The sequence below is a fragment of the Vibrio sp. Vb1166 genome (assembly GCF_033338695.1).
Lineage (GTDB): Bacteria > Pseudomonadota > Gammaproteobacteria > Enterobacterales > Vibrionaceae > Vibrio > Vibrio alginolyticus.
Map to the genome: position 1 here is coordinate 401,303 of NZ_JAWOTE010000001.1, position 22,646 is coordinate 423,948.

Sequence of the window (22,646 nt, forward strand, 5' to 3'; positions counted from 1 at the left end):
AGTAAATCCTTCTACTTTGATGAAATTAAAAAGTTGTCGCTGTGTTTATCTTCAACGCTTGCGCCACTTGGCTCATTGATATCTGAGCGATCTTTCAGATTCACTCCTGACAGTTGTAATTTTCGAGCCTCCTTGAGCAAGTAAAATGCGCGTTCACAGGCATCGTCATAGTTGAGCCCCTGGGGACGCACATTGGAAATGCAGTTTCTTTGGGAATCTTTAGAGCCTCGTTTAGCCCCCCAAGTGAGATACATACCCATGCTATCCGGAGAAGTTAGACCGGGTCTCTCTCCAATTAAAACCAGCACGGCCTTGGCGTTAAAACATTCACCAACATCATCCCCTACCGCTACTCTTCCTTGCTTTACGATTGTGATAGGTGCGAATTTCCATTGATGTTCATCATCAGCGCTTAAAAGAGAAATCAATCGAGTAACAACAGGCACGGCATGGTTTTGAATTGCGACGGAAGAAAGTCCATCAGCAATAACAATCGCAAGATCAATGTCAGTGTTATGCTCATTTGCTATCAAGTTGAGCGTTTGCCAAGAAGATTCATCAAGCAGCCTTCCTAAATCGGGCCTTTGCAGGTACATAAGCCGATCACTTACTCGGCTGCTCACTACCACTGGAGGCTCTAAGGTATTTTCAAGAATCGAGTAAGAGTCCGACAAACCAGCAACGAGAGACTCAATATTCAAACTGCAATGCACTGCATCCATAGCTTGGGCATGATCCAGCTGAAATGAGAGTAACTCGTTGGTTGGTACACTGTTCCCGCTACGACCCAGAGCGATCCGAGCAGAGGTGAAGTCACGTAACTTTCCCCACGGGTTGTATGTGACAACTTCAGACTCATCTTGTGGGGACTGAGCAATGGTGATTACTTTACCCATGAGAATACCCCTTATTCAGTTGGTTAATTGCTCCCGAAAACGAGCGAGAGATTTGCTCACTTAACCGAACGTCTTGCACGCTCTCGAAAATCTGCATCTCCATTAACCATTGTTCGAACTCTGGTGCTGGCTTCAAACCGAGTACTTTTCTTGCGTAAAGGGCATCGTGAAATGAGGTAGTTTGATAATTGAGCATGATGTCATCAGACCCTGGAATACCCATGATGAACGAGCACTCGGCCACACCTAATAGTGTCAGCAAGTTATCCATGTCATTCTGATCGGCATAGGCATGATTGGTGTAACAGATATCGCAACCCATAGGTAAACCAAGCAACTTCCCACAGAAATGATCTTCAAGCCCAGCACGAATGATCTGTTTGCCATCAAACAGATACTCAGGGCCAATAAACCCAACGACAGTATTAACCAACAAAGGATCGAACTGTTTCGCGACAGCATAAGCGCGGGCTTCACAAGTCTGCTGATCGACCCCATGAAATGCATTCGCAGACAGCGCTGTACCTTGTCCGGTTTCAAAATACATCACATTGTTTCCTACGCTACCTCGATTCAAAGACAACGCGGCTTCATGGGCCTCTTTCAAAATCGACAAGTCGATTCCGAAGGTATCATTCGTCCCTTGCGTGCCGCCTATCGACTGAAAAACGAGATCGACTGGTGCACCCATTTCAATGGCTTCGATCGTGTTCGTGACATGAGTTAACACACAAGACTGAGTCGGTATTTGATAGTGTTGAATCACCTCATCCATTAAGTTCATTAACTTAATAGCTTGAGGTACATTATCTGTTGCCGGATTGATACCGATAACCGCATCGCCATTTCCGTACATCAGACCATCAAAAATGGTCGCTGCGATACCGTTGAGAGAATCAGTGGGATGATTCGGCTGTAAGCGAGTAGACAGGCGACTCGGCAAACCAATCGTATTCCGAAAAGCCGTGACAACTTGGCATTTTTTAGCAACGAGAATCAAATCCTGGTTGCGCATAATCTTACTGACTGCGGCCACCATTTCTGGTGTTAAACCTTGACGAATTTTAGCCAACGTTTCACCATCGGCTTCTTCACTCAGCAGCCAATTTCGAAAATCTCCGACCGTCAAGTGCTCAATCGGTTTAAAAGCTTCAAGGTCATGCGTATCGATAATTAGGCGAGTGATATCGTCGCTTTCGTATGGAATAACCGCCTCGTTAAGAAACGTTTTAAGTGGTAACTCAGATAGCGCCATTTGTGCGACTACACGTTCTGCCGCTGACTGAGCACAAACCCCGGCTAACGCATCGCCTGAGCGCTCCGGTGTCGCTTTCGCCATCAAGTCAGCTAATGACTTAAAGGTATAGACTTTACTTCCTTGTTGCCGACGATAAGTTGCCGTCATTGCTCTTCCTCTTCACTATTTGGTTCGCTTTTTGCTGAACTATCAATAAGCTTTAAGAAAGTATTGCCAAATGTGTTCCGTAGCGTTATCAAAAACTGGCAACATTTATAAACCAATAATAAACAATGAGTTATGTAAATACTGCTCCAACATGACTCACAAAAAAGGAATGAGCATCACAAGGATGAGTAACCAAATGCCCCAAACTGCACCAATGCTGTGCATCCATCACACTAAGGATGCAAACCAACAAGCTGCGAGTCTGATAAACTGGCAACAGGAATATGACCAACTCAGCGATGGTCGATTTTTAGGTCAAATTCGAGAACGACGATTTCCCAATTTCCATGTGTTTCGTGAAGACAGTAACCGCTCGCTAAGACAGCAATGCAGGGTTGAAGAGGGAGGTATTTGGTTGGGTTTGAGTGCGGAAAATAAGCCGCTACACCTAAATCACAGTCAGTTTAATTCAAGCCAGCTTTTGCTTAGGCAAGGTGGCGCTGATTTTGAGTTAATGACACCGGAGCAGTTTTCTATCTATGGAATAGTGCTCGACAAAAACTTCGTTCACATCATAGAAAATCAACTTGAGCTTGGGAGTATCCAGAACAACATATTTCACTTAACGGGTTTGACGGAAAAACACATTCAACAACTTAAATACTACTTAGGCACGTTACTTGGTTCCGCCGAGCCAAGATGGTCTGAAACCACACATCAAGCAATCTTAAAAGACATTGTGCTGGAGTTGTTCTCACTCAGTTCACTGCACACGAGCCATCCGATATCAATCTCTCATCGTCAACACGTGATGCAGCGTATAAAACAACAGCTACAGGATCTAGACTACCGTACACCAATAACCGTCAGTGAACTGTGTGACGCAGTACACGTCAGTCGTCGCACACTACAGTACACCTTTGAACATTGCTGTAATACTTCCCCAAAGCAGTTCATACATCGAATGCGCCTGAATCAAGTACGTAGAGTGCTACAAAGCCCTGAAGATAATCGAACAATTGCAGAAATTGCTTTTGACTTTGGTTTTTTCCATCTCGGGCAGTTCAGTCAAAGCTACAAGCGGCTATTTGGTGAGACGCCAACTGAAACGAGAAAATGGGAGTCCAGCAAATAAGATGACAGGCAGTATATTCTTTCAGATCCTGCGTTGGGGCCATGTTATGCAGTCGCAATGATTTGCTGAAACTTAGCATGAAGCTCTTCAAGTGCCGCTTCAACATCCGGTTCTGCACGGCTCAAGTGCGAGATTAACGTCATAAAATAGCAGTCAAAAATCAGCGGTATTTTTCCCTCAAGGACGGAGCTTCCGTTTACAGATTGAAACAAAGCTTGGTTAAACGACTGATAATAATCCAAATCCCAAATCACTTCTTTCAACAAAGCTCGGCTCAGCTCAACGTTCGCAAAATAGTAGCGATAGTATTTCTCCGTCAGCGCCAAACCAATGTCGATATCGGTTTTACCTTCCACACTGACTAGCGTTTCTTGGCTGATCTGTTGCAGTTGCGCCAGCATCCCTTCGCGCAAAATCGACAGTTTAGTCGGGAAATGGCTAAACACTGTGCCATCGGCTACTCCTGCTTCTCTCGCTATCTGCCTTGTGGTCGTCATGTCATAGCCATTTTGAGCAAAAGATGCCCATGCGGCTTTTAGAATTTTATCTCTGGTTTGTTGTCGCTTCGTCATTGATGTGTCTGCTTAATGAGCCTGAAAGGATCATACCTTGCGTGGTTGAGATTGACAAATTGAGCGCGCTCATTTATAAAATTGAGCATGCTCATTTTATATAAAAACAAAAGGAATCGCTCATGTACGTATTAAACAAACTAGGCCAAGGATTGATTTTCTTCCCGACCATCTTCTGCTTTTCGTATATTTTAAGACCGATATTAATGGTCATCCTTATTCCAGGAGGACTCGCACTTTTGGCGTTAATCGGTGGCGCAGAAGTCAGAGCAGAACTCAAAGCCATGCTGCTTGAGGAGCTTTTTGGCGTTAGCCCATCGCACACCACCTCGAAAAAGGCGTGAGTGCGCTACAAACGTTGGCAAGGCTAAGTAAAAAAGAAAACGCGCAGATATCGAGATCTCAATACCTGCGCGTAGATGTGGTGAAAATAAGACTGGCGTTAGTCAGTATTCGTGTTCTGGCCAATTCGCCATAAAACGCCACTAGGGTCAAACAAACAACATTCGCGCATGCCCCAAGGTTGCTCGACCAGCTCAGTCAAACGCGAACCAAATTCTTCATGACCCACTTTGGATAAGTGCTGATGCCAGCTTTCTGCGTCTTCTACGAGCAAGTGCATCATGAAGTTATTGCCGTGTTCTGGCTCATAAAAATTCTGTAAAAGAAACGCGCAGCTACCTTGAGAGAAGTATGCTACATCACCGAAGTCCGATGCCATTTCAAAGCCAATCGCCTCATAAAAACGTTTTGATAGCGCGTAATCTTTCGCCGGAACAAATGATTTGATTTCAACAATATTGAGGTTTTCCATTTCCAATTTCCTAAGCCTTTTTCCATAAAACTGACTGACGTAATCTCGCTCTATGCCTTCTATTCGCCTTGCGTAATCTGCTGTGATGACAGTGGCACACACTCTGCCATTTGCGTTTGTAACCACGTGATAAATTTATGTTCGAGTTCTGTACGCTTTTTATCTTGACTCAATAAAACGTAATTGCAACTTGATGGAGAAAACCCAAATGGTGCGACCAAATTACCACGCTTAATATCGTCCATGACAAAAGGATACGATCCCATTGCGACGCCTAAGCCATCCACCGCTGCTTGTATGCAAAAATAAAAATGCGTGAATGATTGCTGAGTGTTGCCGTTGAAAGTTTCACAACGTGTTGATTGCTGCCAATCCGCCCAAGCATTCGGTCTGGTTTGGCTATTCAACAATCGAGCTGCTTTCAAATTGTCTTTAATGGATTGCCAATACTCAGGAGAAAATACCGGCCCCACCCACTCTTCCACAAGAATGGTTTTGTCGTAATCGTGATGCTGCGCAAAATCGTCTCGACGAATCGCCATCGAAAGCCCAGTTGATCCTAATGTTACCGGGCCACCAGCCGTCGACAAACGAACATCAGCACGGTGTTCATCATTAAACGCGGCCAACCTTGGCATCAACCAGCGCATGGTTAATGTCGGTTCACAAGACACTTCAAGATGCTGATGCTTCTCTTGCATAAGCGTATTCACGCCTTTTTCTAGCGTTTGGAATGCCGTTTCTGTGTATGTCTTGAGTAATTCGCCTTCTGCCGTCAACACGACTTTCCTGCCCTCTTTGAAGAACAAAGGTTGAGACAGATATTGCTCAAGTTGCTTGATCTGCTTACTCACGGCTCCGTGGGTAATGTTCAGTTTGTCAGCCGCTTCAGTGTAGCTTGAAGAACTCGCCGCAACGTGGAAGACATAAAAAGATTTCAGGTGACGCATCTGTGAGTTTTTCTCACCAATATGGGAATATTTTTCGATTATAGTCAGTAATAAAGACGCCTACAATTCCGCTACATCCCAGACTTCATCATTCAAACAGGAAATCGATATGGAATTTGTAACTCTTGCGTTATTAGGTGTGCTTATTGTTATTAGCCCTGGCGCAGACTTTGTTTTGGTATTAAGAAATAGCTTAAATCAAGGACGAAAAGCAGGCGTGTACAGTGCGATTGGTATCAGCATGGCGATCAGCATCCACATCGCATACTCCATGCTGGGGATCAGTTACTTAACTTCACAAAATGAATGGTTGTTTAATCTCGTGCGCTATCTTGGGGCCGCTTATCTTGTCTACCTTGGGATTAAAGGAATATTCTCCTCGCAGCCTGCGTCAAACTCAGAAACCATTCAACAGAGCGAGTATTCAATGTGGCGATTTTTCATGCAGGGATTTCTGTGTAATTTACTCAATCCCAAGACGATGCTGTTTTTTCTGAGTATTTTTAGCCAAGTGATTTCTCCCGACTCTAATCAGCAACACATCGCCTTTTTTTACGGGATTTATATGATTGCGCTGCATGGTATTTGGTTTTCTATCGTTGCTGTTTTATTCACGTCATCCCAGCTACAAGCTTTCTTGTTGAAGATTAAGCATCGACTCAATCAAGCATGTGGGGCGGGATTGATCATTTTCGGCGCAATGCTGGGCTTAAAGGTGTAGTGCGCTTGCGGTCCGATTACCCCAGTTCAAATTGATCATTGAACAAGTGGCAGTAATCAAATAAAAATCTACATTATCAATACTTTAAATTAGAAAAAAACAGCCAACGTGCGCTGGCTGTTTCGATACAGTTAATGGATGACCCGAGCGTCCCCTTTAAATAACTGAGACAGATCGATAGTGAATATCGTCACTGTCGGACGTTTAGGCAGAGCATTTTCGATCGAAAACTCTGGCCCAGCTGGAACGAGGGGGAAGTGAATAGCAGTCGGCCACGTTGACGAAGCTTCATTACCGCCCGGCTCAGATATTGAGAAAGAAAACGCAGGTAAACGGGTCATAACACTTACCTCAAATGACTGATTAGCGGGCTCAAGCGAGCCCGCTTAGGTTTTGCAATGTTATTGTTATTTTAACGCTTACTTAATCACTAACGATTGATGACGTTAGATATCAAGTTCTTTGTCTTCAACGTGGTTGGTGATCATCGCTTCAGTGGTGATCATCAAGCCAGCAACAGACGCAGCGAATTGAAGCGCTGAGCGTGTTACTTTCGCAGGGTCCAAGATACCCATTTCGATCATGTTGCCGTATTCACCTGTTGCAGCGTTGTAACCGTAATCGGCATCACCCGCTTTGACAGCGTTCGCCACAACAGAAGCTTCGTCACCTGCGTTAGTTGCGATTTGACGAAGAGGCTCTTCCATTGCACGTAGGGCAACTCGGATACCCACGTTTTGGTCATCATTGTCGCCTTTTAGATCCGCCAATTCTTTCGCGATCTTAGTTAGAGCTACACCACCACCAGCAACAATACCTTCTTCAACCGCTGCGCGAGTAGCGTGTAGCGCATCGTCCACGCGGTCTTTCTTCTCTTTCATCTCAACTTCGGTTGCAGCGCCGATCTTGATCACCGCTACGCCGCCAGAAAGCTTCGCAACACGTTGTTGAAGCTTGTCTTTATCGTATTGAGAGGTGGTTGTTTCGATTTGTTTTTCAATCGAAGCCACACGATCAGTAATCGCGCTTGCTTCTGCTGCGCCACCCACAATGGTTGTTGTGTCTTTGGTGATGGTCACTTTCTTCGCACTACCTAGTTGCTCTAACGTTGCTTTTTCGAGCTCTAGGCCGATTTCTTCAGAGATGACCGTACCAGCAGTTAGTACCGCAATGTCTTCCATCATCGCTTTACGGTTGTCACCAAAGCCAGGCGCTTTCACCGCGGTCGCACGCACGATGCCGCGCATGTTGTTCACAACCAATGTCGCTAGCGCTTCACCTTCGATGTCTTCAGCAATGATCAATAGCGAGCGAGAAGATTTCGCCACTTCTTCTAGTACAGGCAATAGCTCGCGGATGCTGCTGACTTTTTTGTCCACCAATAGGATGTAAGGGTTGTCTAGCTCTACGCTGCCATTTTCTTGGTTAGTGATGAAGTATGGCGACAAGTAACCGCGGTCAAATTGCATACCTTCAACCACAGACAATTCGTTGTTTAGACCTTGGCCTTCTTCAACCGTAATCACGCCATTGCGACCCACTTTCTCCATCGCTTCTGCAATGATTTCACCGATCGCGCGATCGCTGTTTGCAGAAATGCTACCCACTTGGGTAATGGATTCTTTGTCGCTGCATGGCTTAGACATTTCACGTAGTTTCTCAACCGCCGTTTCAGTGGCTTTGTCGATACCACGTTTTAGGTCCATTGGGTTCATGCCAGAGGCTACCGCTTTAAGACCTTCATTGATGAAAGATTGCGCCAGTACGGTAGCGGTCGTTGTACCGTCCCCCGCTTCATCATTCGCTTTGGACGCCACTTGTTTCACCATTTGTGCGCCCATGTTTTCGAACTTATCTTTCAGTTCGATTTCTTTCGCTACAGACACGCCATCTTTGGTGATGGTTGGCGCGCCGTAAGATTTATCAAGCACAACGTTGCGGCCTTTCGGGCCTAGTGTCACTTTTACTGCGTCCGCCAGTAAGTTCACACCTTTCAGCATTTTTTGACGTGCGTCATTAGCAAATAATACGTCTTTTGCAGCCATGGTTATCTCCTCAAAAAACTACTACAAAAATAATTACTCAACGATTGCTAACACATCAGATTCGGACAGAATTAAGTATTCTGCGCCGTCAATTTTCTCGGTTTTCACGCCGTAACCGTCATTGAAAATGATTTGGTCGCCCACTTTGACTTCCATCGCAGCGCGTTCGCCATTTTCAAGACGTTTACCTAAACCAACAGCAATGACTTTCCCGCGGTTTGATTTTTTCACCGACTGAGAAGTTAAAACGATTCCCCCTTCAGATTTATTTTCCACCTCTTGTCTTTCAACAATTAGCTTGTCATTTAAAGGACGAATTTTCATTTTTAAGTGCCTCCTACTTGGAACCAAAAATAAAAGACAAAATAAACATCAAGATGGATTTGCGAGTCGACAGCTCGCTTTCGATGAAAATAATAAGGTCGAAAAATGAGAGTTCAAGAGGTGAATTTGATAAAAATTTTTTATTAAATTAAATAAAATTTTCTATCGAATTATCGTATTCACAACCACTTAGCATCTCTTTATGATGGAAAATATGCTCAATCAAATCTAGAGTGGTTACGTACTCTTAAAAAGGATAATCAAACAATGAAAAAGGCCGTATCTCTATTTCTTGCAACGTTGTGCGTTGGCTTCCTCTCACCCAACGTGTCGGCTTCTGAACGCGCTGAACAAGGGTGGCAATTGATTGACGAGGGCGCGATGATTGTCGATGTGCGTACGCCGCAAGAGTTTTCTGAAGGGCATTTGGATAATGCCGTCAACTTCCCTTTATCTGAACTTGATAAACATTTTCAAGACGTCGATAAAGATCAAGCTATCGTGTTGTACTGTCGCAGTGGTAACCGCTCTGGCAAAGCGTATCAATACTTACAATCGCAAGGCTTTACGAATCTGCACAATGCAGGTGGCTTAGAAGAACTACAAAACGCCAAATAGTCGTCTCCGTTCTAATATACAAAGTAAAAGCACAGAGCGTGTCGCAAGCGTATTGTAACGCGCTCTGTTTCTAAATACTTATCTACAACAACTCTATTTTGGCCCAGCATCAAATTGAGTCAGGTTATCCGATATCTCGAGCCACGGCGCTTTCGACGCGACAAAAATATGGAAATCAGGCTTGTGAGAAGGTGTGTCATCCAAGATACCAAGGCGAATATTGACGATCCCATTGTTCTTTTTCGAATACAGACTTGATCCGCAGTGGCGACAAAAGCATAGCATGGTATTTTCGCTTTTCTGATAAGTTTGAATATCTTCTTTCCCTTGGATAATAAGCAGTTTATCCAACGCAATACCACCGGCAGATGAATAGTCAGAACCTGTGAACTTGCGGCATTCAGAGCAATGGCAATTTCCCATGTACTTAAATTCATCTGCCACTTCCAACTTTACCTTGCCGCACAGACATGAGCCTTTTAGTACTTCCATTTGAATTCCTTTTTGTTATGAATCTAATTGAATTAGATGGCTATCTCGACACCATGCCACTGCAATACGAAAAATTAAAGACAGGCAATACAGGTTTTCAAAAATGAAACGAAAATGTAAAACATTCCATTCAGAGGGAAGTGCGCTCGACACGTGAAAAATCGAGCTATTTTAGATACAAAAACACCAAGCAATAACGCTTGGTGTTTACCTCACAGAATGTCGCCTCAGAAAAGGCGCTTTCCGCTGTGCTTAAAAAATGCAGTGTTTAGTAAAGCTGGTCGCTTCGTTTGCAGTCCAGTCACCTTTCGGCTTATCTTTCAGGTTTTCACACCATTGCTCGCTGCCGACACCATCTTGCAGAACACAATGCTTTGCAAAGTCTACCGCGTTGTCTGCTGTCCATTCTGTTTTTGGCTTATCGCGCATGTCGTTACACCAGCCTTCAGTGCCCACTTCATCACTACAAGCGGTCAAAGCAGAAGCCGCCAACATCAGCATGACTAGTTTTTTCATAAATTTAAGGTTCCAGTTGCAAACAATAGTAAAATTAAACTCAATCTCTTCAACACATGCCCATTCAAGTGTCTGAATAAAGGCGTCACTAGCTGAAGTGACTTTTGTATCAACTATAACGAAATTATCAGTCTACGTGTTAAGACACCGAAAAATTATTGAGCGACTCTGTGTAAAGCGCGCCATTCTAAAAGCTATAGGCAGCGCGCTTTTGTTAGCTCACCAACCTTAAAAGAGCCAGTACCAAAGCACGCTAAACGCAGCTCTAATGCCATTTGTTCAAAGTGATCGACGACAGACTGCGTGCTGATCGTCGCAGCTTTTAATACCGCACCAGCTTGCCCAATGAGATTAGCACCCAAATGAATGGCTTTCGCCGCTTCAAGTCCGTTATGAACACCTCCCGAGGCGATCAAGGGTAATGTAGGATGCAGTGCGCGGATTTGAGCCAAACATGTTGCTGTAGGGACACCCCAATCGCGGAAAAGCTCGGCTGCACGCTGCATTTTCGGATTATCTTGGCAATACCCTTCAACCGCACTCCAGCTTGTGCCACCCGCGCCCGCAACGTCAATTGCATCCACACCAGCATCAATTAATCGCTGCGCAACGTGTCCGCTAATACCAAAACCGACTTCTTTGATAATGATAGGAACCTTCACGCGAGATTTAAGCATCTCAATTGCCTGGAAAACACCAACCCAATTGTGGTCGCCATTTTTCTGAAACGCTTCCTGCATTGGATTAACGTGCACAAACAAGGCATCGGCTTGAATCGCCTCAACCGCACGTTGCGCATTATCGAGTTTACCTTTATCGAGCAATTGAGCGGCTCCAAGATTGGAATACAACGGTACTTCTTTCGCCAACTCACGAATGGTTTTACCCAAGCCCGAATGCTGACTTTCTTCTAAGCTAATCCGTTGCGAGCCCACACCCATGGCAATACCTAATTCACTTGCTGCTTCAGCTAAACGACAATTGATCGTTTCTGCGTCTTTTGCTCCGCCAGTCATCGAGCTAATCAAAAACGGTAGCGCTAATTGATGACCAAGAAACTCTGTCGATAAATCGATCGCGTGAAAGTCACATTCTGGCAGCGCACAGTGTTCAAACTCGACAGACTCAAAACCCGCCGTTTTATGCTTCATGCTCATATCATGATGTAAAACAGCATCTAGGTGTAAATCTTTTCGGTTAGTTTGCGGAGCCATAATGTCACCCTAAAGTAAAACAGTCGCGCAGTATTGCGATCCTTATCAGTAACGTCAATGCGAATTTTGTGAATTTGCCGGATTACTTTTCCGAAACGAGTAATGAATCTCGACTGCCCCTGACATTATAAGAAAAGAAACTCGCTTTCCGTTTTAAACAAGCCGGCAAGTTTCTCTTCAAATTGAGATAATCAGCGTACGATACCCATGATGAAAATGGATCACATTGCTCTGTAGTTTACTTTACGCTGTCCGACAGAATTAGCGACACAACAGTGCTTGTCGTCGTTGGTTCAAACTGTTCGGGATCATCACAGAATTGAATTTTTCCTTTTTCTTCTACATGGAACAGCGGTACAACTGAACTACCTTTGTGATGCGCTAAATAATCTTGATACGTGAAGTTATCGCTCAATTTCGTGTGTTTAACCTCTGCACCACGACTTAACATACTGGCTAGCTGGGTATAGCTTACATTGCCGCCCATCAGCAATTTACCATGGTACTCCTGAGCCACGGAGTGCTTCTCGCTGCCATTGCCGTTGGTTTTCACTTTTTGTAAGCAGTGAACTTTATCTTCCCCAAACTCGTCGACGAATTGCATGCAAGCCATAATGTTGAAATGCTGATCGGGCGTTAATGCAACCACTTGTCCAACTCCTATCAAGTTCAAGTTGTCGTCCGCGTGACTAGAAATAGGGTTGCCGTAATAGTAATCCAACCCCAACATACGAACCTGACTGATGTACTCCCAGTTTGAGTCAGTCATTAATACGCGGCGGTCATAACGCGCCAGCGCCTGCCCTATTTCTCTTGCTACTCGGTTAGCACCAATCAACAAGAAGCCGCGTGGTGCTGGCTCTGCAACGCCCAACGTCAGCGCTACAGGACGTGCCGTCGCACTTTGTAACACGACCGTTCCTATAATCACCATGAAGGTCATAGGGACCAGTAAAATCGCTTCATCAATGCCGTATTCGGTCAATTTGATCGCGAAAAGAGACGAAATCGAAGCAGCAACAATACCGCGCGGTGCAACCCAAGACAAAAACAGCTTATCTTTAAGACGCAAGTTGCTGCGGAAGGTTGAAAGAAAAATCGATAACGGACGCGACACTAACTGCATAAATACAAACAACAATAACGCACCGCTACCTAGCGCAGCAAAATCATCCAGACTGATTCGAGCCGCAAGGAAGATGAACAATCCGGTGATCAGTAAAATGGTTAAATGCTCTTTAAAGTGCAGAATTTGCTGAATATTGATGTCTTTAGCGTTTGCGAGCCACATACCCATTACGGTGACGGTTAGTAACCCAGCTTCAGACTCAATGTGGTTAGAGACCGAAAATACACCTAGAACCACCATCAAAACCGCAAATGGCTGCAAATATTCCGGTAGCCAAGAGCGACGCATGATCGTCGCAACTGCATAGCCTGAGGCCGCACCTAGCATGACACCGACAGCAATGATCGTCCCAAACACTTCGACGCTATTTATCGCGCTGTGAGATACGATAAACTCGTAAACCATCACAACAAAAAGCGCACCGAGCGGGTCAATCAAAATCCCTTCCCATCGCAAAATGTTAGCAAGCGTACTGTTAGGTCTTACGGTTCGTAGAAGTGGCACGATGACCGTCGGCCCTGTTACTACGGTTAAGCTGCCGAATAACATGGCAAGCTCCCAAGTAAAGCCGAGGAAATAGTGTGTTGCGATACTGGTCGCCGCCCACGAAATGATCGCCCCGATGGAAACAATGCTCCATACCGAACCACTCACGCCACGAATTTCTTTAAAATTTAAGGTCAAACTGCCTTCAAATAAAATCACTGCCACCGCCAAAGAGACCAACGGAAAGAGCAAATTACCTAATATCTCATCAGGATTTAACCACTGCATAAATGGCCCGACGATCAGCCCTGCCAACAACAAAAATAAAATCGCTGGCAAACGCAATCGCCAAGCTAACCATTGGCAACCTAAACCAATAACCCCAACCGCTGACAGCACCAGCGCTTCATTACCCACTTGCATCAATAATTACCTGTTTTTGTCTTTTTTCGCGTGAATGCGCTATACCCGAATACATTCAGCCTTACGGTCAAATAGAAACAACCGAACGTGCAAATCAAACGACTGACCTTCGATGACATCGCTACGAAACGCACATGTTTGAAGTCCTTTGGCGATCGCATCAGAACTATGAATATAGTTGACCCCCAATGACTTAACGACTCATTTTTGTTCATCAGGTCTTAAAGTGGCACACAAGTGTGCGACTTTGTCGAATTCATCATTACGCATTGAGTTTCATTATGTAGAATGATTTCTGAAGAAAGCGCGGAACCTAGCACTATATGAGGCTAAGGCATAGAGCATGAACTAAGCTTTAGCGTAAGTGCTCAAAGTTAAGAATCGTGGGTCACGCGACGTACGCAAGGAGAAATGGATTGTACGTAATACTAGCACTGTTCATGGCGTGTCTCGCCATCCTCATCGGAGTGAAAGCCGCCAACCGAGCTGCACTTTTAGAAAAAGAACTAACCAAACTTCGTGAGGAAGTTACATCACTACGAGCCAGTGTCCATGGGGGCTCAAACCAACAAGTGCACCAACAATCCAGCATCGAAAAAGACACACCATCTGTAGCGACGTCACCTCACATAGAATCACAACAGAAAAATGTCTCATCCTCTGGGGAACATGATCCAGCTGCCAACCTAGACTTAAACCAGAGCGCTGCGAATCAAGAATACGCCCAGACAAGAGAAGTGCAACTGGATGTTTTTAGTCAAGAAAATGAGTCATTCCTTCAGAGTAAAGTTCAGAGCCTGCTTAGCAACATTCAAGAAAATTGGTTGGTTTGGGTAGGCGCATTGGCCATGCTGATCGGTGGAGGTTATCTCGTACAGGTGATTGGTAGCCAAATCCAGTTTTCGCCATTTATGCGAGTGTCCTTTGCCTTTGTGATCTCATTACTAATGGTGCTTGTTGGCGAGTGGTTTCACCGTAAAGAACAACAGAATCCGCAACGGGCAGCACGAGCCCAAGGCTTTACGTATGTTCCTGCTGCCGTTACCGGTACGGGATTAACGGGCATTTACTGCACCGTCATTTTTGCCTTTGTGGTTTATCAAATGCTAACGCCAAGTATCTCGTTGATCATTTTGGCTTCAGCGGCATTTTTCAGTTTAGCATTATCATTGCGACAAGGGCCGTTAATGGCCGTGCTTGGCTTAATTGGTGGCTACACAGCACCACTGTGGATTGGAGGTAGTGAACCCAACTACTTTTTGTTAGCCGGATACATCTGCGCGATTTCGTTCGCGGCGACCTTATTGATGCAAAAAGTGCGTAGGGCATGGATTACGCCAAGTATCGCGATTCCACATGTCATTTGGATGTTGCTGTTGATTGAGAGTGTACCAACAGAACGGTTGTTCTCGTGGCTCGCGATTTATCTCTCCATCACTTTGTATCTCATTTTCGCGGTTCCGAGAATGGGTTGGATGCTCAATCCTCGCTTTCGTCACTATCAAAGCAAGTGGACAAACTCGCCGACCGCTACCGCTCTCGCAACTGCTTTATTGACCTTTTCTGCCGTCACCAGAATGCCGGAGCTGAACGCTCTACAAATGGCGTACTGTTATACGCTGCTTGTTGCGATCATCTGGCTACCAGCACTTCGTACAGGCTGGTCATTACGTGTATTTTTGCCATCCATTCTCGTCTCGGCAACCGCGCTGATTGTTCTTACCATCGCTTTTGATGCGCTGTATATGTTAGAGCGAGAAGCTAGCATCCTATTCGCATTGGCGGTGAGTATTGCGCTGATCTGCTATCGAACATATTGCCAATCACTTAGTGACCGTTCGCAACTCAGTGGGCTGCTTCTGCTGGTACTGGCTCCCGCGATGAGCTTAATTACGTTGTTTTATATTGACGAATTTATGCAAGGCTACCTGTGGTATTGGACTGCATTCTGCGCATTGATGGCCACTTACTATGCTGTGCTTGGTCAGCGTGCACGTTCGTTGGCATTAGAATGCTCTGCCGTTATGCATGCTTTAATCGTAGGTATCGCTTTTGTTTGGTTGAGTGATACTTGGTTAACAACAGCAATCTCAATACAAGTTGCGATAATGGCCTTACAGGCTCAATTCGGGTTATTTCGACCTGCGAGTTGGGCGATTAAAGTGGCAATGGGAATACTGGTTATCCGACTCACGCTGCTACCTTTCATCCCCGAATGGCAACCGGTAGAAGCTGGGCATTGGGCTTGGGTTCTGGTGAGTTATCTGCCTTCTCTCTTCATCTTGTCTTATGCTCGTTCAACACTAAAACAAGTGGACCGAGAACTGACCAACTGGTTTGAAGGGGCGTTTTTACATGTATTCTTAATGGCATTGTTCACCCAAACTAACTACTGGTTAACGGGGCAATATGGTTACTTGGGGCACATCGACTTCACAAGTGCGGCAGTCTTTGCCAATCAAGCATTAGTTATGGGTTTGGTATACAGCTACCGCAGCCAATTTGCGCAACGCTTAAGCCGTATCTACGAAATCTATAGTTACTTGCTTTGGTGCGCGTTCGCTATATTGATTATTTTGCTTAATACGGCAGAATCGCCGTTGGTGACTGATAACGTCTCGGCACAAGCACTTCCCATCTTTAACATGCTGAGTATCGGCTGGCTGTTACCAGCTTGCATCCTGCTTATCGCAGCCTTTAAACGCTGGAATACGTTGCAAGTTCATCGATTTGCGATTGCTAGTCTAGGCTTTTTACTTGCAGCCATTTGGTTGGGGATGTCTATCCGTCAATTCTGGCAAACCACATCGATGATGCTGTATCAGCCAACCAGCATGGCTGAGTTGTTCAGTTATTCAGTGGCTGGCTTGCTCGTAGGTGGATTGCTGACTTGGCGCGGCGTGACCCAACAGGGGCTGATGATGCAGCGTGTCGGTCTAGTGGTCCTTGCCTGTGTCGCACTGAAAGTATTCTTATGGGATGTGAGCTCTCTGGATGGGTTCTGGCGAGCGATAAGCTTCTTAGGCTTAGGTGCGTCTTTGATAGCACTTGGATGGCTATTCCAGAAATTGAATCGTTCGGTGGCAAAAGCACTCGAGCCCTAGACGAGTCGAAGAGAGATTCCCGACAGTGCGCTGTTTTCGTTATTGGGGGACGATAACAGTGTAAAGCCGGGAATCATTGGAGTGTTCGTTACTTCAGTAAAGCGACCACGGTATGACGACGCACGTTTGCTTGCGCATTCAATGCCTGAAAAGTCGAAGTAAACTCGCCAGACTTTTGCATGAATCCATCCAGTTTTGCATTCACCTCATTGACTGAAAGCTGTGCGGTTTTGGTTTGGATAGAACGCATTTGAGTATTCAGTTCACCATGAAAAGCTTTCGCTTCTTGCAAACTCGTTTGAACTTGTTTCAGATGCTGATTTACTTTGGCAATCGTCTGCTTGATGCCGTCGCGTGAGCCTAGATCAAACCCGAGCTCCGCAATACCATCTGGCTCAGACTTTAAGTTCAAAACGTTAGGCTGTCCCGCAGGGAATCGGTGCCCTTCCCCCGTTACCATCACCTTTTGCTGCATTTGTTGATAAGCGTTGTCTCTGGCTTCAAATAAAATGCTGCCATCATCGGCTAATGAGGCTCGCATTCCTAACGCAATCAAGCTGCGATCCAGCATTTTGACCGTTCGCTCACCGTCTGATTGTCCATCAAACTGAATCATCACCGCTTGACCTTGAGGAAAATCCAAACGGATTTGCTCGGCCTTGTCGCTTAAGCGATGAACATTCAAACCTGGAATAGAAAAGCGACGAATGTCCGCTTTATCCAGTTTTAAGTGCAGTTCGTTATTTAGGACTTTCTGGCCATCGAAACGTGCTTGCTCAACGACTTTTTGGATGGTGGCTTTAGAACGAACCAATGTATCCTGCAAACCAGGAACATTTTGTACGCCTTGATTAATAGCTTGCGTCAAACCACGTTTAATTTGCGTGAGCTCTTTGCCAATCACCTGCAGCGATTTGGACGCGATCTGAACCGCCGTGGCTTGCTGCTGACCCTGCGTAAGCTGAATACCAGATACAGAGTAGGCTGACGCAGTGTCAGCCTGAATTTGCGCCGGACGCGGTTTAATTGCCGTACTTGAGTCTGCAGAACGGGTCGGCATGATAGAGGCTTGTTCTTGTCCACCTAAGCGTATGCTATGGGGTCTAACCTCTACTGTACTCATTACCATAAAAAGAACTTCCTAACCTTATAAACGGTCAAACAGCGACAAACCATCGATCTTCACATAGCTTGCTTGCGTTGCTTGCAAAGCGGCCATGTAATTACTCAATCGTACCGACGCTTCACCATAGTCCAGAGCAGAGAGGTCTCCAGATACCTTGTCAACGAACAGCTTGTTTTCACTGTGCGCGCCACCAACAAGATCTAAGTTGTTGTGTCGACCACCAATCTCAGTCATGGTCCCTAGTACGTTTGAAAAAGTATCGTCGATAGCGCTGATACTCGCCTCAACTTCAGCTCTGAAGTTGGCGGTAGGGCTCTCAAACTCTTTGATCAGCGCATCAATTTGGTTAAGCACGTTATGGCCTCCCCCAAGGTCCAATATTTCTTTTGCAGTCATATTGGAATCCATCGTGACACCTTTAGCAATTGTTACTACGCGCTTGTCACTATTACCTTCAATTACGTAGCTGCCGCTCGCTTTACTTACAGCCGCAGTATCCGTTTTAGTACCAGAGAAAAGGTAGTGCCCTTCTTCATCCTGCGCGTTAAAAGACGACTCAATAGAATCACGGTAACTCTTAAGCTCTGTAATCATACCGCCACGGCTTTCGTCAGTAAGAGAGCCGTTCGCACCCCAAAGCGCGATGTCTCGCATGCTTTTTAAGCTTTCTTTGATCGAATCTAAATGGGTTTCTTGACTCGATAGCGTCGTTTTTACGTTTTCAATGTTGTTTTTGTACTGAGCAATCGCACTGGTTTCTCGGTCTAAGTTAAGCAACTTGATCGAAGCCATTGGATCGTCAGACAGCTTGGTTAAGCGCTTGCCAGTAGACATCTGTTGCAGAGCTTCGCCTAATCCCGCGCTATTGCTCTGCAAGCTGTGCAACATCATTTGACTAAATTGATTGTCACTAATTCGCATCTAAACTTTCCTCTTAGAATAACTGCAGAATAGAATCGAGCAGTTGATTTGCTGTGCTGATCACTTTCATGTTGGCATTGTGCGCATTAGCAAACATCATTAGGTTAGCCGCTTCTTCATCGCTGTTTACGGAACTAACATTATCGCGAGCTGCGTGCGCTTGCTTGTTCATGGCTAACTTCGCTTGATAATCAGCATTAGCTTGGCGTGCTTTAATTGCGGTTTGACCCACCATTGAACTAAAGGCATCGTTCAAGCTTACTGAGCCGTAACCTGATACCGCCACTGGCTTGTTGCTTAACTCGATCAATGATTGCAACGCATCTGCGTTACCAGGTGTTCCATCACTTGAGAACGCAAGCTCATCTGGAGTTAGCTTGGTAATATCCAAACTGGCTGCAGGGTTTGCTGGGTCATAGCTGAACAAAGGTTTACCTGGGTTGCCATTTAAGTCTTTGCCAGTTGCAAGCACGGCGTTGTATTCATCCGCGAGAGCTTTCGCCATGTCATTCAGAGCCAGTTGGTTTGGTTTCAACACTTCGGTTTGATAGTCATTAATCGCACCTAATTTGCCACCAAGCGAGTCACCAATCGCAAAGCTTTGATTCGAGAACGTGACGTGTAAGTCCGCTAAGTAAGGATCACTCGGGTCAGGAATGGCTTCCAGTTTGCCATGGTCCGTACCCATCACAAGCGGTTGACCAGAGGTTAGTGTGACCTGAACACTGCCGTCATGCTGCTGTGTTGTTTTGATTTCAATGGTTTGAGATAACTCACCGATTAACCTATCTCGTTCATCCATTAACTGTGATGGATTACCACCTGTACCTTGCATCTCTACCAGTTGCTTGTTCACCTTCGCGATATTTTCCATAAGGCTATTCGCGTGGTTAAGCGCTGCATTACGTTGGTCGCTCATGTCTTTATGTTGATTGTATAAAGACTCGGTAAGCGTATTAAAGCGGCGGGCCAAAGCTTCAGATTCGTTAATGATCTGCTGGCGGTAAGGTATGGATTCCGGCTTAACGGTCGCATCGTTAAGCGCAGCGTTTAGCGAGTCCAAGCCAGCCGATATACTGAAACCATCGGCACCAAGCGTATTCTCCAGCTGACTCATGTTACTGGTGTATCCAGATGCGTATGCCGCCATACTGTTAGTCGACCACGTTTGCTTAATCAGAAATTGATCAGTAACGCGGCGAATGCTAGTGACTTCTACCCCTAAACCTGGACTTAAGCGATTGGCTTTACCATCATCGACAGACGCCATCAACGCTTGTTGACGACTGTAACCCACGGTATTCACGTTTGCCACGTTTTGCGCGGTTACGTCTAGGGCCACACGGTTCGCGCCTAAACCTGAAAGGGCAATATTAACTAGGTTCATTTACAGCTCCATTTTTCTGATCAACGGCTGAGAAAACGCGGTAGTCATACCGGCCTCACCGAATACCTGTTTAACAGAGGCGACGGCTTGAGAAGCGGTATTAAATAGGCTTGAATTCTTCTCCACCTCTTTAGAATCTACTTGTGAGATAGATTCAGAATTCGAAGCTTTACCATCGTTAGCGGATGAGATGTTGCGCGCAGCATCGAAAGCAACCTCACGCATAGACGGGCTCAGCTGCTGGATGAGCATATTGGCAATGCCTGAGCTCTGTTTCTTTGCTAGTTCCATCGCCAGCTGACCGTCATACATATCACGGAATACCCCTTGTTGCTGACTGGCGAACGGGCTGTCTTTATCAGCAAGAGCATCACTACTGCTGCGCATTTGGCGTAACACCATTTGTAGGAACATTGCCTCAAATTGACCTGCGACGACTTCAAGTGCGCCTTCTTGATCACGACTATGCTTGATGTTAGCCAATGCACTATTGTCGTGATAAAGCATCGAATTTAACTGAGTTTGTTCATTGGTACTGTCTAGCTTCATCCTTAACTCCTTATATCACGACCAATTCAGCGTTCAATGCACCCGCTTCACTCAAAGCTTGCAGGATAGACATCAAGTCTGTAGGCGTGGCACCTAAACTATTTACCGCATTAACTATGGTGTTAAGTTCCGTGCCTGGAGGCCAAATCACCATCTGAGCGAGATCTTCATTCACATCAAGGTCCGTTTGGTTAACGACTTTCGTATCGCCATTTGCAAACGCATTAGGCTGACTAACTTGTTGTGATTCAGAAATTCGCACGGTCAAGTTACCGTGACTTACTGCTGCTTCACTCACTTTGACACTCTTACCGATCACTACGGTGCCAGTGCGAGAGTTAAAGACAATACGAGCAGGTTTACGGCCTTCAACGACGCTCATTTCTTCAAGCATCGACATCATGACGACACGCTGCTGTGTATCTTTTGGTGCACGCATATCAATGCGCGCTTTATTGATCGCAACTGCAACGTTAGGTCCAAAAGTGTTGTTAATTTCACGCGCAATATTTTTTGCTGTAGTGAAGCTAGGCTTGCGCAGGTTTAGGGTGATTTCATCACGTTGGTTGAAATCGGTTTTGATTTCTCTCTCTAAAGTCGCACCATTCGGAACGCGACCCGCCGTTGGTGTGTTTACTTCTACTTTGGAGCCACTTCGCCCCTCTGCAGATAAGCCGCCCACAACCACGTTACCTTGCGCAATCGCGTACACTTCGCCATCAATACCACGTAAAGGCGTTAGCAATAACGTACCACCGCGAAGGCTCTTTGCATCACCGATTGAAGACACAACCACATCCAACGTTTGTCCTGGGCCTGCCATTGGGTCAACGGACGCTGTCACACTCACAGAAGCCACATTTCGTAGCTTAGGGTTCATACTGTCATCAATTTGAACCCCAAACTGACGTAGCATGTTGGTAATAGATTGAGAGGTAAATTTCACTTGGTTTCGGTCACCTTGGCCGGCTAAGCCAACTACCAAACCATAACCAACCAGTTGGTTTTCTCGAATGCCGCGAACATCGACCAAGTCCATGATCGGAATTTCCGCTTCAGCACGTGAAGTGCCTGGTAGTCCCAAGGTCAACACCAATAGGAGAGACATAAAGAAAGATTGCATTGTCTTCATTAGAAAGGTACCCATGGGCTGTTGAAAAACTGAGTTAGCCACCCGGCTGCGTTGCTGTCAGCTAGCGCTCCGCGACCTGCGTAGGTAATTCTTGCATCAGCAATTCGTTGAGAAGAAACTTGGTTACTGCGGTTAATATCATCCACACGGACGATACCGGTTAGACGAATAAACTCGTCGCCTTGATTCAGACGAAGCCATTTTTCACCGCTGATACGCAATACGCCATTAGGTAATACTTCGTGTACCGTTACCGTAATGGCACCTTGAAGCTTGTTGCCTTGTGAACTTGATGCACTGCCATCGAAGTTACGTTTGCCATCCACGCTAACCCCTAACTCATCGATAGTTTTCGTGCCTATGGTCGGCGCCACAAAGTTAATTGCTGAACTTTTACCGAACTTAGTACCCGCATTTTTACTCGATGAGGTTTCTTCTGATAATTGAACCGTTAATACATCGCCAACTCGGTAAGCACGACGATCCTGGAACAGAGTCATCGTGTATTGGTGACGATAAAGGCTACCAGATTGGGTTTCCGGCAGCGTGTAATCGAGCGTTGGTGGTGCATATTCCTCAGCATTCGGCTCAGGCGGAATAAATTCCTGACGGCCAGCACATCCCACCAGCAACACGGCGGCTACTGCCCAACTCTTAGAAAGCCATTTCATTGCTTTTTCCTTCATC

At 45.6% G+C, this 22,646-nt stretch carries 23 protein-coding genes; 5 read left to right on the forward strand and 18 right to left on the reverse strand.

Translation table 11 applies throughout. From position 1 onward, the window contains the following. Positions 1-11: 11 nt before the first annotated feature. Entirely contained in the window at positions 12-896 is an 885-nt protein-coding gene (eutC, locus tag R7E51_RS01695; RefSeq protein ID WP_017819781.1) for an ethanolamine ammonia-lyase subunit EutC, read from the reverse strand. After that, entirely contained in the window at positions 889-2,301 is a 1,413-nt protein-coding gene (locus R7E51_RS01700) for an ethanolamine ammonia-lyase subunit EutB (RefSeq protein ID WP_005388715.1), read from the reverse strand. The genes eutC and R7E51_RS01700 overlap by 8 nt, the downstream gene beginning before the upstream one ends. Before the next feature lie 184 nt (positions 2,302-2,485). Here R7E51_RS01700 and R7E51_RS01705 point away from each other — a divergent pair, with 184 nt between their 5' ends. Beyond that, positions 2,486-3,436, forward strand: coding sequence for a helix-turn-helix domain-containing protein (locus tag R7E51_RS01705; protein WP_017819780.1), 951 nt, complete (start codon positions 2,486-2,488; stop codon positions 3,434-3,436). Positions 3,437-3,480: 44 nt separating this feature from the next. Here R7E51_RS01705 and R7E51_RS01710 read toward each other — a convergent pair whose 3' ends face one another. Further along, positions 3,481-4,008 (reverse strand): TetR/AcrR family transcriptional regulator, encoded by a 528-nt coding sequence (locus R7E51_RS01710; RefSeq protein WP_005373975.1) that lies wholly within the window; start codon positions 4,006-4,008, stop codon positions 3,481-3,483. Positions 4,009-4,130: 122 nt separating this feature from the next. On the opposite strand from R7E51_RS01710, the gene R7E51_RS01715 reads away from it, so the two are divergent. Beyond that, a complete protein-coding gene (locus tag R7E51_RS01715; protein WP_017819779.1) occupies positions 4,131-4,352 on the forward strand; it encodes a hypothetical protein in 222 nt (73 codons plus the stop codon). 98 nt (positions 4,353-4,450) lie between these two features. Here R7E51_RS01715 and R7E51_RS01720 read toward each other — a convergent pair whose 3' ends face one another. Then, a complete protein-coding gene (locus R7E51_RS01720) occupies positions 4,451-4,822 on the reverse strand; it encodes a VOC family protein (protein WP_017819778.1) in 372 nt (123 codons plus the stop codon). Between the two features lie 59 nt (positions 4,823-4,881). Continuing rightward, entirely contained in the window at positions 4,882-5,772 is an 891-nt protein-coding gene (locus R7E51_RS01725) for a LysR family transcriptional regulator (protein ID WP_017819777.1), read from the reverse strand. A gap of 109 nt (positions 5,773-5,881) precedes the next feature. On the opposite strand from R7E51_RS01725, the gene R7E51_RS01730 reads away from it, so the two are divergent. Further along, positions 5,882-6,493 carry a LysE family translocator gene (locus R7E51_RS01730; protein ID WP_017819776.1) on the forward strand — a complete coding sequence of 204 codons (612 nt, stop codon included), beginning with the start codon at positions 5,882-5,884 and terminating at the stop codon, positions 6,491-6,493. A gap of 131 nt (positions 6,494-6,624) precedes the next feature. On the opposite strand, the gene R7E51_RS01735 is transcribed toward R7E51_RS01730, so the two are convergent. The 3 genes from R7E51_RS01735 to R7E51_RS01745 form a co-directional block, all read right to left on the reverse strand. After that, positions 6,625-6,834, reverse strand: a complete 210-nt coding sequence (locus tag R7E51_RS01735; protein WP_005373984.1) for a hypothetical protein — start codon at positions 6,832-6,834, stop codon at positions 6,625-6,627. 105 nt (positions 6,835-6,939) lie between these two features. Continuing rightward, positions 6,940-8,538 carry a chaperonin GroEL gene (groL, locus tag R7E51_RS01740; RefSeq protein WP_017819775.1) on the reverse strand — a complete coding sequence of 533 codons (1,599 nt, stop codon included), beginning with the start codon at positions 8,536-8,538 and terminating at the stop codon, positions 6,940-6,942. 33 nt (positions 8,539-8,571) lie between these two features. After that, positions 8,572-8,862, reverse strand: coding sequence for a co-chaperone GroES (locus R7E51_RS01745; protein ID WP_005373989.1), 291 nt, complete (start codon positions 8,860-8,862; stop codon positions 8,572-8,574). Between the two features lie 267 nt (positions 8,863-9,129). Here R7E51_RS01745 and R7E51_RS01750 point away from each other — a divergent pair, with 267 nt between their 5' ends. Beyond that, positions 9,130-9,480 carry a rhodanese-like domain-containing protein gene (locus R7E51_RS01750; protein WP_017819774.1) on the forward strand — a complete coding sequence of 117 codons (351 nt, stop codon included), beginning with the start codon at positions 9,130-9,132 and terminating at the stop codon, positions 9,478-9,480. Positions 9,481-9,573: 93 nt separating this feature from the next. On the opposite strand, the gene R7E51_RS01755 is transcribed toward R7E51_RS01750, so the two are convergent. From R7E51_RS01755 to R7E51_RS01770, 4 genes are all read right to left on the reverse strand, one after another. Then, positions 9,574-9,972 carry a GFA family protein gene (locus R7E51_RS01755; RefSeq protein ID WP_005388696.1) on the reverse strand — a complete coding sequence of 133 codons (399 nt, stop codon included), beginning with the start codon at positions 9,970-9,972 and terminating at the stop codon, positions 9,574-9,576. 252 nt (positions 9,973-10,224) lie between these two features. After that, positions 10,225-10,488 (reverse strand): DUF3012 domain-containing protein, encoded by a 264-nt coding sequence (locus R7E51_RS01760; RefSeq protein ID WP_005373992.1) that lies wholly within the window; start codon positions 10,486-10,488, stop codon positions 10,225-10,227. A gap of 194 nt (positions 10,489-10,682) precedes the next feature. Continuing rightward, a complete protein-coding gene (gene fni / locus R7E51_RS01765; protein WP_005388695.1) occupies positions 10,683-11,702 on the reverse strand; it encodes a type 2 isopentenyl-diphosphate Delta-isomerase in 1,020 nt (339 codons plus the stop codon). Positions 11,703-11,940: 238 nt separating this feature from the next. Then, positions 11,941-13,740: a cation:proton antiporter gene (locus R7E51_RS01770; protein WP_005373994.1), complete on the reverse strand. Its 1,800-nt coding sequence runs from the start codon at positions 13,738-13,740 to the stop codon at positions 11,941-11,943. Between the two features lie 440 nt (positions 13,741-14,180). Between R7E51_RS01770 and R7E51_RS01775 the strand changes: the two genes are divergently transcribed. Beyond that, positions 14,181-16,844, forward strand: a complete 2,664-nt coding sequence (locus R7E51_RS01775; protein WP_439334136.1) for a DUF2339 domain-containing protein — start codon at positions 14,181-14,183, stop codon at positions 16,842-16,844. Positions 16,845-16,932: 88 nt separating this feature from the next. Here R7E51_RS01775 and R7E51_RS01780 read toward each other — a convergent pair whose 3' ends face one another. The 6 genes from R7E51_RS01780 to flgH are packed head-to-tail and all read right to left on the reverse strand — an operon-like array spanning position 16,933 to position 22,630. Beyond that, a complete protein-coding gene (locus tag R7E51_RS01780) occupies positions 16,933-17,973 on the reverse strand; it encodes a flagellin (protein ID WP_005373996.1) in 1,041 nt (346 codons plus the stop codon). An 18-nt stretch (positions 17,974-17,991) separates the two neighbouring features. Then, entirely contained in the window at positions 17,992-18,891 is a 900-nt protein-coding gene (gene flgL / locus R7E51_RS01785) for a flagellar hook-associated protein FlgL (protein ID WP_005373998.1), read from the reverse strand. A 13-nt stretch (positions 18,892-18,904) separates the two neighbouring features. Continuing rightward, positions 18,905-20,278 (reverse strand): flagellar hook-associated protein FlgK, encoded by a 1,374-nt coding sequence (gene flgK, locus R7E51_RS01790; RefSeq protein ID WP_005374000.1) that lies wholly within the window; start codon positions 20,276-20,278, stop codon positions 18,905-18,907. After that, positions 20,279-20,827: a rod-binding protein gene (locus R7E51_RS01795; protein WP_005374002.1), complete on the reverse strand. Its 549-nt coding sequence runs from the start codon at positions 20,825-20,827 to the stop codon at positions 20,279-20,281. 10 nt (positions 20,828-20,837) lie between these two features. Then, positions 20,838-21,974 carry a flagellar basal body P-ring protein FlgI gene (locus R7E51_RS01800; protein ID WP_086026720.1) on the reverse strand — a complete coding sequence of 379 codons (1,137 nt, stop codon included), beginning with the start codon at positions 21,972-21,974 and terminating at the stop codon, positions 20,838-20,840. Continuing rightward, positions 21,959-22,630 (reverse strand): flagellar basal body L-ring protein FlgH, encoded by a 672-nt coding sequence (gene flgH, locus R7E51_RS01805; RefSeq protein WP_017635111.1) that lies wholly within the window; start codon positions 22,628-22,630, stop codon positions 21,959-21,961. The genes R7E51_RS01800 and flgH overlap by 16 nt, the downstream gene beginning before the upstream one ends. Positions 22,631-22,646: the final 16 nt, after the last annotated feature.

Excerpts from the sequence above, each read along its gene's own strand:
- eutC (WP_017819781.1), bottom strand. The coding sequence starts at position 896 with ATGGGTAAAGTAATCACCATTGCTCAGTCCCCACAAGATGAGTCTGAA.
- R7E51_RS01700 (WP_005388715.1), bottom strand. The coding sequence starts at position 2,301 with ATGACGGCAACTTATCGTCGGCAACAAGGAAGTAAAGTCTATACCTTT.
- R7E51_RS01705 (WP_017819780.1), top strand. The coding sequence starts at position 2,486 with ATGAGTAACCAAATGCCCCAAACTGCACCAATGCTGTGCATCCATCAC.
- R7E51_RS01710 (WP_005373975.1), bottom strand. The coding sequence starts at position 4,008 with ATGACGAAGCGACAACAAACCAGAGATAAAATTCTAAAAGCCGCATGG.
- R7E51_RS01715 (WP_017819779.1), top strand. The coding sequence starts at position 4,131 with ATGTACGTATTAAACAAACTAGGCCAAGGATTGATTTTCTTCCCGACC.
- R7E51_RS01720 (WP_017819778.1), bottom strand. The coding sequence starts at position 4,822 with ATGGAAAACCTCAATATTGTTGAAATCAAATCATTTGTTCCGGCGAAA.
- R7E51_RS01725 (WP_017819777.1), bottom strand. The coding sequence starts at position 5,772 with ATGCGTCACCTGAAATCTTTTTATGTCTTCCACGTTGCGGCGAGTTCT.
- R7E51_RS01730 (WP_017819776.1), top strand. The coding sequence starts at position 5,882 with ATGGAATTTGTAACTCTTGCGTTATTAGGTGTGCTTATTGTTATTAGC.
- R7E51_RS01735 (WP_005373984.1), bottom strand. The coding sequence starts at position 6,834 with ATGACCCGTTTACCTGCGTTTTCTTTCTCAATATCTGAGCCGGGCGGT.
- groL (WP_017819775.1), bottom strand. The coding sequence starts at position 8,538 with ATGGCTGCAAAAGACGTATTATTTGCTAATGACGCACGTCAAAAAATG.
- R7E51_RS01745 (WP_005373989.1), bottom strand. The coding sequence starts at position 8,862 with ATGAAAATTCGTCCTTTAAATGACAAGCTAATTGTTGAAAGACAAGAG.
- R7E51_RS01750 (WP_017819774.1), top strand. The coding sequence starts at position 9,130 with ATGAAAAAGGCCGTATCTCTATTTCTTGCAACGTTGTGCGTTGGCTTC.
- R7E51_RS01755 (WP_005388696.1), bottom strand. The coding sequence starts at position 9,972 with ATGGAAGTACTAAAAGGCTCATGTCTGTGCGGCAAGGTAAAGTTGGAA.
- R7E51_RS01760 (WP_005373992.1), bottom strand. The coding sequence starts at position 10,488 with ATGAAAAAACTAGTCATGCTGATGTTGGCGGCTTCTGCTTTGACCGCT.
- fni (WP_005388695.1), bottom strand. The coding sequence starts at position 11,702 with ATGGCTCCGCAAACTAACCGAAAAGATTTACACCTAGATGCTGTTTTA.
- R7E51_RS01770 (WP_005373994.1), bottom strand. The coding sequence starts at position 13,740 with ATGCAAGTGGGTAATGAAGCGCTGGTGCTGTCAGCGGTTGGGGTTATT.
- R7E51_RS01775 (WP_439334136.1), top strand. The coding sequence starts at position 14,181 with ATGGCGTGTCTCGCCATCCTCATCGGAGTGAAAGCCGCCAACCGAGCT.
- R7E51_RS01780 (WP_005373996.1), bottom strand. The coding sequence starts at position 17,973 with ATGGTAATGAGTACAGTAGAGGTTAGACCCCATAGCATACGCTTAGGT.
- flgL (WP_005373998.1), bottom strand. The coding sequence starts at position 18,891 with ATGCGAATTAGTGACAATCAATTTAGTCAAATGATGTTGCACAGCTTG.
- flgK (WP_005374000.1), bottom strand. The coding sequence starts at position 20,278 with ATGAACCTAGTTAATATTGCCCTTTCAGGTTTAGGCGCGAACCGTGTG.
- R7E51_RS01795 (WP_005374002.1), bottom strand. The coding sequence starts at position 20,827 with ATGAAGCTAGACAGTACCAATGAACAAACTCAGTTAAATTCGATGCTT.
- R7E51_RS01800 (WP_086026720.1), bottom strand. The coding sequence starts at position 21,974 with ATGGGTACCTTTCTAATGAAGACAATGCAATCTTTCTTTATGTCTCTC.
- flgH (WP_017635111.1), bottom strand. The coding sequence starts at position 22,630 with ATGAAATGGCTTTCTAAGAGTTGGGCAGTAGCCGCCGTGTTGCTGGTG.